The following is a 10,866-nucleotide window of genomic DNA, read 5'->3' as shown; positions in this document are numbered from 1 at the left end:
CGCCGCGCCGGCGCCCTCCGCGGCGGCCGACGACGGCGGCGCGGTCGCCGTGAGCGAGGAGAAGGTCGCCGTCCCGGCCGGCCCCGGGCAGCCGGGCACGATCGACCTGGACACCTCGCTCTACGTCCCCGCCTCGGCGACCGCGGCCTCCCCCGCGCCCGCGGTGCTGGTGGCGCACGGCTTCGGCGGCAGCAAGGCCTCCGTCGACTCCGACGCCCGCGAGCTCGCCGCCCGCGGCTACGTGGTGCAGACCTGGACCGCGCGCGGTTTCGGCGCCTCCGGTGGCTCGATCGGGCTGGACGACCCCGACCGCGAGGTCGCCGACGCGTCGCGGCTGGTGGACCGCCTCGCCGCGCGCGCCGACGTGCAGCGCGACGCCGACGGCGACCCCCGCGTCGGTGTGACCGGCGGGTCCTACGGCGGTGGCCTCGCCCTGCTGCTGGCCGGGTTCGACCGGCGGATCGACGCGATCGTGCCGGTGATCACCTGGAACGACCTGGGCCAGGCACTGTTCCCGAACAACGCCGTCCCGGCCGGTGCGGCGCCGCCGGGCACGCCCGCGGCCGGTGCGGGCGCCGGCGACGGGGTGTTCAAGAGCGGCTGGGCCGGGGTGTTCTTCGGCTCCGGTGGCCGGGTGCCCGCGGGCGGGGACTCACCGGCGGGTGCCGCCGCCGGCTCCTCCGGAGGGCTCGGCGGCTCCGGCGGTGGGGGCGGTTTCGGCTCGTCCTCGGGCGGGGCGTCCTCCTCCGACGGCACCGGCACGGGCACCGCGGGCGTGTCCGGGCCGGACGGCGCCGGCGGCACCGCGGGACCGGGCACCGCCGCCGGGACCGCGGACGGTCCGGGAGACGCCACGGCGACCGGCGCGGCCGCCGGCCGGAGACAGGACGCGTCGCAGCCGGGGTCGGACCCGATCTGCGGACGCTTCGCCCGCGACGTCTGCGCCGCCTACGGCGAGGCCGCCCGCACCGGCCGCGTCTCCCCGGAGCTGGCCGAGCTGCTCCGCCGCTCCTCCCCCGCGACCGTCACCGACCGGATCACCGCACCGACACTGCTGGTCCAGGGCGAGCAGGACACCCTGTTCGGCCTCGACCAGGCCGACGCGAACGCCCGCCAGATCGCCGCGAACGGCACCCCGGTGTCGGTGCTGTGGTTCGCCGGCGGCCACGACGGCGGCGGCCCCGACTCCGAGGTCCGCGCCCGCATCGCCGACTGGTTCGACCAGCACCTGCGCGGCCTGCCCGCGGCGCAGGGCACCACCGGTGGTCTCGCCGAGGCCCCCTTCGCCTACCAGGTCCGCAGCACCGTCCGCACCCGCGGCGACACCCCCACCGGCCGGACCGTCCTCGCCGGGGCCTACCCCGGCCTGACCGCGGGCTCCGGACCCGCCCCGACGACCGCGCTGCCCCTGGACGGCGGCGAGCAGACCGTCGTCCACCCACCGGGCGGGAACCCGTCGGCGCTCACGTCGCTGCCCGGCCTCGGCTCGGCGCTCGGGTCGCTGGGCTCGCTCGGCGGCCTGTCCGGCCTGACGACGCCGGGCCAGTCCGCCCGGTTCCTCACCGCGCCCGTCGCCGACGCGATGCAGCCCTCCGGGGCGCCGCGGGTGACGGTGCGCGTCGCGCGGGTCGCCGGACAGCCCGCCCCGGACACCGCGGTGCTGTTCGCGTCGCTCACCACGCTCACCCCCGACGGACGCAGCACGCTGCTGGGCAACGCCGTCGCACCGCTGCGGATCGCCGTCCCCGCCGACGGCTCCCCCGCCGAGGCGACGGTGACGCTGCCCGGCGTCGTCGCGCCGGTGCAGGCGGGCAGCCGCCTGCTGGTGCAGCTGTCGACGACCGACCAGGGCTACGACTCCGGCGCCGACCCTGCGGTGTGGCGGGTCGGGCTCGCCGGGGACACCGCGCTGTCGGTGCCCCAGGTGCCCGGCCGCACCGAGTCGGCGGGGACCGTTCCGCTGTGGCCGGTGCTCGGGATCGCCGCGGTGCTGGCCGCGGCACTCCTGGTGTGGCTGGTGGCGCGGCTGCGGTCGCGCCGGACCGAGCCCTCCGACGACGACGTGCCCGGCGACGCGCCGCCGCTGGTCGTCCGCGGGCTGGCGAAGACCTACCGCAACGGGTTCGCCGCGGTGTCGGACGTGTCGTTCACCGTGCCGCGCGGCGCGGTGCTCGGCCTGCTCGGCCCGAACGGCGCCGGCAAGACGACCGTCCTGCGCATGCTCATGGGCCTGATCTCGCCCACCGCCGGGACGATGACGGCGTTCGGTCGCCCCGTCCGTCCCGGCGCGGCGGTGCTGTCCCGGATCGGCGCGTTCGTCGAGGGCCCCGGGTTCCTGCCGCACCTGTCGGGCGCGGAGAACCTGCGACTCTACTGGGAGGCCACCGGCCGCCCGCCGGAGCAGGCGCGGATGGAGGAGACGCTGGAGATCGCCGGGCTCGGCGACTCGGTGCACCGCCGCGTCGGCACCTACTCCCAGGGCATGCGGCAGCGCCTCGCGATCGCGCAGGCGATGCTGGGCCTGCCCGAGCTGCTCATCCTCGACGAGCCCACCAACGGGCTCGACCCGCCCCAGATCCACGCGATGCGCGAGCTGCTGCGCCGCTACGCCGCGGGCGGCCGGACCGTGCTCGTGTCCAGCCACCTGCTGTCGGAGGTGGAGCAGACCTGCTCGGAGGTCGTGGTCATGCACCGCGGCACGGTCGTCGCGGCGGGGACGGTCGCCGAGCTGATGGCGGCCGGGGGCGGCTCGTCGTTCACCGTGGACGACACCGGCCGGGCCCGGGCCGTGCTGGCCGCCCTCGACGGCGTCACCGACGTCGTCACCGGGGACCAGCCGGGCGTCGTGCACGCCCACCTCGACGGCACCGCCCGCGCCGACGCCGTCGCCGCGCTGGTGTCCGGCGGGGTCGCGGTCAGCGCGGCCGGGCCGCGCGGGCGGCTGGAGGACGCGTTCCTGGAACTGGTGGGCCCCGAGGGGCGCGACGTCGGAGGTACCTCGTGAGTGACGACCGTCAGCTCTCGACCCGCCGCGGGCACGTCGGCGACCTCGTGACCGGCCGGGCCGCGCCGCCCGCCGTCCCGGGACGGACCATGCCGCTGCGCACCGAGCTGGTCCGCCAGCTCCAGCGCCGTCGCACCCAGGTCGCGTTCGCGCTGGTCGTGGCGATGCCGATCATCCTGTGGGCGGCGTTCTCCCTCGGCGACGACGAGCCCGGGGCCCGTGGCCCGAGCCTGGTCGACCTGGCGTCGGGCAGCGCCGCGAACTTCGCGGTGTTCACGCTGTTCGCCTCGGCGAGCTTCCTGCTGGTGGTACTGGTCGCGCTGTTCTTCGGCGACACGGTGGCCTCGGAGGCGTCGTGGTCGTCGCTGCGCTACCTGCTGGCCGTCCCGGTGCCGCGGGCGCGGCTGCTGCGGCAGAAGGCCGTCGTCGCGGGGGTGCTGTCGGTGGCGGCGCTGCTGCTGCTCCCGATCGCGTCGCTCGTGGTGGGGGCGATCGCCTACGGCACCGGCGACCTGGTCTCGCCGATCGGGGAGTCGCTGCCGTTCTGGAGCGCGGCCGGGCGGGTGATGCTCGGCGCGCTGTACGTGACCGTGCAGCTGAGCTGGGTGGCCGGGCTGGCGCTGCTGCTCTCGGTGAGCACCGACGCCCCGCTGGGCGCGGTCGGCGGCGCGGTGATGGCCTCAATCGTCTCCCAGATCATCGACCAGATCGAGGACCTGGGGATCATCCGGGACTTCCTCCCGACGCACTACGGCGACGCCTGGTCTGCGCTGCTGGCGACCGACGTCGATTGGTCGGACATGACCTACGGGACGTTCTCCGCGGTCTGCTACGCGAGCCTGTTCCTGGGGCTCGCGGCGTGGCGGTTCCGCACCAAGGACATCACCAGCTGACCGCGGTGCCGGGCCGGCCGCGCGGCCCGGCACCCGGTGGGCCCTCAGACCATGACCACCCCGCCGTCGATCATGACGGCCTGGCCGGTCATGTAGTCGGAGTCCGGACCGGCGAGGTAGGAGACGAAGGCGGCGACGTCGTCGGCGGTCTGCACCCGGCCCAGCGGGATACCGGTCGCGTACTGCTTCAGCGTCTCGCCCTTCCCCGCGCCGCTGCGGGCGCCCATCTGCTCGTCGATCAGGTCCCACATGTCGGTGCCGACGATCCCCGGGCAGTAGGCGTTCACGGTGATCCGGTGCGGCGCCAGCTCCTTGGCCGCGGCCTGGGTGAGGGCACGGACGGCGAACTTGGTCGCCGAGTAGTGCCCGAGGAGGTCGAAGCCCTGGTGCCCGGCGATCGACGCGGCGCTGACGATCTTGCCGCCGGTCCCCCGGTCGATCATCACGCGGGCGGCGGCCTGCAGGCAGTAGACGACGCCGAACACGTTGACGTCGAAGATGGTGCGCAGATCGTCGGATGTCACCTCGAGCAGCGGCTTGACCTGGGCGATACCGGCGTTCGCGACCATCACGTCCAGACCGCCGAGCTCCTCGGCGACCTGGCCGACCATCGCGGTGACCGCGCCGGGGTCGGTGACGTCGGCCGGGTAGGCCACCGCGGTCCCGCCCGCCGCGCGGATCTCCTCGGCGACGGCGGTGGCGCCGTGGGCGTCCCGGTCGTTGACCGCGACGGCGTGCCCGTCCCGTGACAGGCGAAGGGCGATGCCCCGCCCGATCCCGCGTCCGGCTCCGGTCACCACGGCGACACCCATGTCGGCCTCCCAGTTCGCTCGCGCGGGCCGCCGGGGGCGGCGTCCCTGCCGCGGCGGGACGTTCCCGCGACCCCAAGTCCAGCCGGTGACGCGGGTCACGGACAGCGTTGCAGCCGGGTTGCAGCGACGGGGTCGCTCAGTCGCGACGCAGGACGGCCACGCCCGGCGCGGTCGACTCCCGCACGACCCGGCTACCGGCCAGCCCCGTCAGGTCCAGCTCGACCTCGGGGGCGATCCGGTAGGGGCGTGCCAGCAGGATCCCGCCCAGGTTCCGGCGCAGCCGCGACATCTCGGCGCGGACGGTGACCAGGTGCGCCCGGTCGCCGTAGAGCCCCTGGGACAGCGTGGCCGCGTCCAGCCCGCCGGCCCCGGCCCGGGCGAGCAGCACCAGGACCTCGGCGTGCCGGGTCGACAGCGGGTGCACCCAGCGGGTCGTGCCCTCGATGACGGCCTGCGGCGGACGGCCGTCCAGGTCCAGGCGCAGCCGCATCCGCCTGCTCCCGCCGGACGCCGGGCGCAGCAGCCAGCCGCCGGGCACCGGCTCGGGCAGGCAGGGCCCCAGCCCGTGGACGGCGATCAGGCGCTCCGGTACCGGTGCGGCGACCCGTTCGACACCGGGCAGCCCGGACGCGGCGGCGACCCAGCCGTGGTCGTCGACCACCAGGCCCGGCCCGGTGTCGCCGGCGAGCATCGGGGCGCCGATGGTGCGCAGCGCGTCGAGGCGGGCCTCGTGACGCTGCCACAGCCCGGCCTCGGCGAGCCGCACCGCGGTGTCGACGAGCGCGACGGTCGTCGGGTGGATGGTCTCGGCGGGCCCGGACAGGTCGACGACGCCGAGCAGCTCGCCGCTGCGCGGGTCGTGCACGGGGGCCGCGGTGCAGGTCCAGCCGTGGTGGCTGCGTACGAAGTGCTCGGCGGAGAAGATCTGCACCGGCCCGCCCTCGGCGAGCGCGGTCCCGATCGCGTTGGTGCCGACCGACTGCTCGGACCACTCCGCGCCCTCGGTGAACCCGAGCGCGTCGGCGCGGCGGCGGACCGCGGTCGAGCCCTCCCGCCACAGCAGGACCCCGTCGGCGTCGCAGACAACCATCACGTGCCGGGCGTCCTCGGCGACCGAGGTCAGCGCGGCACGCAACGCGGGCAGCACCGGCACCAGCGGTGAGGTCGCGCGGCGCTGCTCGACGACGGCGGCGTCCAGCGGGCCGGGCGGCTCACCGGCGTCGGGGTCCACGCCCTGGGCCCGGACCCGGTCCCAGGAGCGGGTGACCAGCCGACGTCCGCGCGCCGTGTCGTCGGGGCGTGCGTCGCCGGACAGCACCGCGTCGTGCAGCCGGGACAGCATCCGGGCGTGCCGACCGAGGTCGGTCCCCGGGCGGACGGCGCACACACCTGCCCGGTTCCGGTCGTCGTCGACTGGCTCCACCGGCACCTCCGGCTCCCACAGTAGGCGGGTGCCCGTGACCCGCGCCATAGCCGCGGGCGGTCGTGCCCGGGCGGCCCCCGCCGGAGGGTCAGGAGCCGACGCGACGCCGTTCGGCGTGCGGGGCCCGCGGACCGCCGGGACGGCCCGGGCCCCGGGTGACGTACCAGCAGCACAGTCCGAGGGTCAGCGCGGCGGGGATGACGTAGCTGGCCCCGAGGAACTGTTCCCAGAGGCTCCACTTCATCTCTACGCCCCACACGTTGGGCATCCAGCGGAACGGCGCGATGTAGAAGATCGCGGCGATCACCGCGCCGACCGCGGCCCACCCGGCGCTGCGGTACCGCAGCGCGTGCGCACCGATCCCGATCAGCGCGGGCACCACCCACACCCAGTGGTGCGACCAGGCGGTCGGGGTCGCCATCAGCACGACGGCGGCCGTCGCCGACATCGCGATCACCGGCTCGGAGCGCCGGATGACCGGCACGGCCAGCGCCAGCAGGACGGCGACGATGCCCAGCCACAGGATGTGGAACCAGGGGTCGGGGACCTCCTGGCGGGCGAGCACGGCCTGCACGGTCTCGTTGGAGAAGAACGTCGAGCCGCTGACCCCGGCCGCCGGTCCCCCGACGAACCAGTACCGCACCGAGGAGTCGAGGTCGACGACGAACCCGAGGCCGGTCGCGAGGATGCCGGTGACGACGGCGACACCCGCCGCCTTCCAGTCCCGCCGCACCAGGAAGTACAGGACGAACCCGCCCGGGGTCAGCTTGATCGCCGCGGCCAGGCCGAGCAGCAGCCCGCGCGGCCACCAGGTCCGCGGGGCGAGCAGGTCGACCAGCACGAGCAGCATCAGCACGAGGTTGATCTGGCCGAAGGCGAACGTCTGCGCGACCGGCTCCGTGAGCAGCGCCGCGGCCAGCACCGGCACGCCCAGCACGAACGGGGCCCGCCGCCCGCCCGCGGGCCACGCGACGCGGATCGTGAGCGCGATGCAGACCGCCAGCGACAGCACCGAGGCGACGAACTGGGCGGTGAACGCGACGGCGTAGGGCACCACGGTCAGCGGCACCATCGAGATCGCCGCGAAGGTCGGGTAGATGAAGGGCAGCTCGGGCCCGTGCAGGGGCAGCGGGAGCCGACCGTACATGTCACCGCCGTCCAGCCAGACCTGCACGCCGATCCGGTAGACGTCGAGGTCGAGTGCGTAGCCGCGCAGCCGGAACCAGGACCAGTACAGCGCCGCGGCCAGCAGCGGCACCGTGACCACGAGTGTCCAGGGGGTGAGCGCCGCCGTCCGCAGCCGTCCGGCGAGGACCGCGGCGGCCCCGCCGCGAGCGGCGGGCACGTCGGGGTCGTGCGGGGTGCGGGTGACGGTCACGCGGGCTCCTCCGTGTGCGGCCGGGCCGGACGGGTACGGGCCGCGCGACGGGCGGAGCCCGGCGGCCGCTTGGGGACGACGGTGGACCACGGTAGCGGGGCGCGACCCCGCGCCCCGCTGCGGGACCCGCCTACGACACCCCGGCCGCGTCCATCCCCCGCAGCTCCTTCTTGAGGTCGGCGATCTCGTCGCGGAGCCGGGCCGCCAGCTCGAACTGGAGGTCCCGTGCGGCGGTGAGCATCTGGTCGTTCATCTGCTGGATGAGGTCGGCCAGCTCGGCACGCGGCATGCCCGCCGTGTCCTTCGCCGCCACCCCGGAGCTGCCCGCCGCGGCCGGACGGCCCTTCTCCCCCGCCGCCCGTTTGCCGCGGGAGGCGTTGCGGCCCGACCCACCGACCGGGACGGCCTCGGTGTCCTCGGCCTCGCGGTAGACCTGGTCGAGGATGTCGGCGATCTTCTTGCGCAGCGGCTGCGGGTCGATGCCGTGCTCGGTGTTGTAGGCGACCTGCTTGGCGCGGCGCCGGTCGGTCTCGTCGATGGCATACCGCATCGAGTCGGTGATCCGGTCGGCGTACATGTGGACCTGGCCGGAGACGTTGCGCGCCGCGCGGCCGATGGTCTGGATCAGTGACGTGCCGGAGCGGAGGAAACCCTCCTTGTCCGCGTCGAGGATCGCCACCAGCGACACCTCGGGCAGGTCGAGGCCCTCGCGGAGCAGGTTGATGCCGACCAGCACGTCGTACTCGCCGGACCGCAGCTGTCGCAGCAGCTCCACCCGGCGCAGGGTGTCGACCTCGGAGTGCAGGTACCGGACCTTGATCCCGAGCTCGAGCAGGTAGTCGGTGAGGTCCTCGGCCATCTTCTTGGTCAGCGTGGTGACCAGGACCCGCTCGTCCTTGGCGGTCCGGTCCCGGATCTCGGCGACCAGGTCGTCGATCTGGCCCTTGGTCGGCTTCACGACGACCTCGGGGTCGACCAGGCCGGTGGGGCGGATGACCTGCTCGACGAACTCGCCGCCGGTGCGGTTGAGCTCGTAGGGGCCCGGGGTCGCGGACAGGTAGACGGTCTGGCCGATCCGGTCGGCGAACTCCTCCCAGGTGAGCGGCCGGTTGTCGACCGCCGAGGGGAGGCGGAAGCCGTACTCGACGAGGTTGCGCTTGCGGGACATGTCGCCCTCGTACATGCCGCCGATCTGCGGCACGGTCACGTGCGACTCGTCGATGACCAGCAGGAAGTCGTCCGGGAAGTAGTCGATCAGGGTGGCCGGCGCGGTGCCGGCGCCGCGGCCGTCGATGTGGCGCGAGTAGTTCTCGATGCCCGAGCAGAACCCGACCTGGCGGATCATCTCGATGTCGTACTGGGTCCGCATCCGCAGTCGCTGGGCCTCGAGCAGCTTGCCCTGGTTCTCCAGCTGCGCGAGGCGCTCCTCCAGCTCGGCCTCGATGGCGCGCACGGCGCGTTCCATCGCCTCCGGGCCCGCGACGTAGTGCGTCGCCGGGAAGACCTTGATCTCGTCGACCTGCTCGACCTCCTCCCCTGTCAGCGGGTTGAGGTAGTACAGCGCCTCGATCTCGTCGCCGAAGAACTCGATCCGCAGCGCCAGCTCCTGGTAGGCGGGGATGATCTCGACGGTGTCACCGCGGACCCGGAACGTGCCGCGGGTGAAGGACATGTCGTTGCGGGTGTACTGCACGTCGACCAGCAGCCGCAGCAGGCGGTCCCGCTCGACCTCCTCCCCGACCCGCAGCGAGACGGACCGGTCGAGGTAGGACTGCGGGGTGCCGAGGCCGTAGATGCACGACACCGAGGCGACCACGACGACGTCGCGCCGGGACAGCAGGTTCATCGTCGCCGAGTGCCGCAGCCGCTCGACGTCGTCGTTGATCGAGCTGTCCTTCTCGATGTAGGTGTCGGTCTGCGCGATGTAGGCCTCGGGCTGGTAGTAGTCGTAGTACGAGACGAAGTACTCGACCGCGTTGTTCGGGAGCATCTCCCGCAGCTCGTTCGCCAGCTGCGCGGCCAGGGTCTTGTTCGGCGCCATCACCAGCGTCGGGCGCTGCTGCTGCTCGATCAGCCACGCGGTGGTGGCCGACTTGCCGGTGCCGGTGGCGCCCAGCAGGACGACGTCCTGCTCGCCGGCACGAAGCCGCCGGTCCAGCTCGGCGATCGCGGTCGGCTGGTCACCGGCCGGGACGTGCTCGCTGACCACCCGGAACGGGGCCGTGCTCCGCTCGACCGCACCCACCGGGCGGTGCTCGGAGTGCGCGCGCGGGGTGTCCGTCGGGGTGGTGCCCGCGTCCGGGTGTGCAGCGTCCTCCCGGGCACGGGAGTCCGCCGCGCTGCCCGGGACCTCGGTCGCGAATGCCATGACACCAGGGTACGAGCGACCCCCGACACTTTCCCGCCGTGCGCCCCGCCGGATCCTCCGGAGGAGGCAGGATGGTCGACCGTGCACCCGCCCAAGACGCAGACCTTCGACCCCGAACGGGGCGTCCAGGTCGACACCAAGGGGACCCACCGCGAGATCGCCACACTGCGCGAGGAGACCTGGGGGCTGTACCTGTCACGGCCCGTCGTCGCCCGGCCGAACGCCTGGTGGATCGAGACCTGGGTGCTCCCGGAGCTGGGCGTGTGCCTGTCGGACTGGCGGTGGCGGCCGGGGCACGAACGCGACCAGGACGTGTACGTCGACGTCGCCGCGATCACCCGCGAGGGCAGGCGGCTGCACATGACCGACCTCTACCTGGACCTCGTGGTGCGCCGCGGCCGCGGGACCGACGTCATCGACGTCGACGAGTTCGTCGCCGCCGTGGCGCAGGGGCTGGTTGGGACCGACCTGGCCGAGTACGCCCTGGAGCGGTCGCACGCCGTGCTCGACGGGCTGGTCCGGCACGACCACGACCACGTGGCCTGGCTGGCGTCCCTGGGGATCGACCTGGGGCCGCGGGACCGGCCGGAGGACGCTCGCGACTGACCGTCGCCACCGACCGGCGACGGCGGCCGGTCCGTACGGCGCACCCGGGGCACCGACCGGCCGTGGTGGGGCCGGCCCGGGTGGGTCAGAGCGCGGAGGACTGCGCCGGACCGAGGCCGACGGCGCTGGTCGAGGTCTCCGGCGTCGTGGTCCCGGTGGTGGTCGTCGGGTCGGGCGACGTGGTGGTCGGCGCGGCCGAGTTGGTGGTCGTCGGGACCGGGTCGGTCGTCGGCTCCGGGGTGCCCTCGTCGGTCGGCTTCGGCGTCGAGGTCTCCGGCGGCGTGGTCGGCGGCGGGGTCGTCGGCTTCGGCGTGGTGGGCCGGGGCGTCGTCGACGGCGGAGGCGTCGTCGGCTCCGGCGAACCCTCGTCGGTCGGCCGCGG

8 protein-coding genes are annotated in these 10,866 nt (G+C 74.7%); 4 read left to right on the top strand and 4 right to left on the bottom strand.

Annotation, left to right across the window (positions count from 1 at the left end; genetic code table 11):
- Positions 1-3,004: alpha/beta fold hydrolase (locus NH602_RS22180; protein WP_253068813.1), on the top strand; the 3,004-nt coding region annotated here is incomplete at its 5' end.
- Positions 3,001-3,897: an ABC transporter permease gene (locus NH602_RS22175; protein WP_253068812.1), complete on the top strand. Its 897-nt coding sequence runs from the start codon at positions 3,001-3,003 to the stop codon at positions 3,895-3,897. The genes NH602_RS22180 and NH602_RS22175, both read left to right, overlap by 4 nt.
- 44 nt (positions 3,898-3,941) lie before the next feature.
- On the opposite strand, the gene NH602_RS22170 is transcribed toward NH602_RS22175, so the two are convergent.
- From NH602_RS22170 to uvrB, 4 genes are all read right to left on the bottom strand, one after another.
- Positions 3,942-4,709 carry an acetoin reductase gene (locus NH602_RS22170; RefSeq protein WP_253068811.1) on the bottom strand — a complete coding sequence of 256 codons (768 nt, stop codon included), beginning with the start codon at positions 4,707-4,709 and terminating at the stop codon, positions 3,942-3,944.
- Between the two features lie 136 nt (positions 4,710-4,845).
- Positions 4,846-6,132: a GAF domain-containing protein gene (locus tag NH602_RS22165; RefSeq protein WP_253068810.1), complete on the bottom strand. Its 1,287-nt coding sequence runs from the start codon at positions 6,130-6,132 to the stop codon at positions 4,846-4,848.
- 88 nt (positions 6,133-6,220) lie between these two features.
- Complete coding sequence (locus NH602_RS22160) at positions 6,221-7,510, bottom strand: glycosyltransferase 87 family protein (protein WP_179760222.1); 1,290 nt, start codon at positions 7,508-7,510, stop codon at positions 6,221-6,223.
- A 130-nt stretch (positions 7,511-7,640) separates the two neighbouring features.
- The gene (gene uvrB / locus NH602_RS22155; RefSeq protein WP_202416382.1) at positions 7,641-9,878 is read right to left on the bottom strand and encodes an excinuclease ABC subunit UvrB; all 2,238 of its coding nucleotides are present in this window, start codon (positions 9,876-9,878) and stop codon (positions 7,641-7,643) included.
- 81 nt (positions 9,879-9,959) lie between these two features.
- Here uvrB and NH602_RS22150 point away from each other — a divergent pair, with 81 nt between their 5' ends.
- Both NH602_RS22150 and NH602_RS22145 read left to right on the top strand, forming a co-directional pair.
- Positions 9,960-10,484 carry a DUF402 domain-containing protein gene (locus NH602_RS22150; RefSeq protein WP_100880381.1) on the top strand — a complete coding sequence of 175 codons (525 nt, stop codon included), beginning with the start codon at positions 9,960-9,962 and terminating at the stop codon, positions 10,482-10,484.
- 80 nt (positions 10,485-10,564) lie between these two features.
- A partial coding sequence (locus NH602_RS22145) for a hypothetical protein (RefSeq protein ID WP_253068809.1) occupies positions 10,565-10,866 on the top strand: 302 nt, incomplete at its 3' end.

It is taken from the genome of Pseudonocardia sp. McavD-2-B (assembly GCF_024124365.1).
Taxonomy (GTDB): Bacteria; Actinomycetota; Actinomycetes; order Mycobacteriales; family Pseudonocardiaceae; genus Pseudonocardia; species Pseudonocardia alni.
The sequence above is the reverse complement of the archived record's forward strand: the minus strand, read 5'-3'. Positions and strand labels throughout refer to the sequence as shown.

Coding starts and splice junctions, on each gene's coding strand:
- uvrB (WP_202416382.1), bottom strand. CDS start 9,878: ATGGCATTCGCGACCGAGGTCCCGGGCAGCGCGGCGGACTCCCGTGCC.
- NH602_RS22170 (WP_253068811.1), bottom strand. CDS start 4,709: ATGGGTGTCGCCGTGGTGACCGGAGCCGGACGCGGGATCGGGCGGGGC.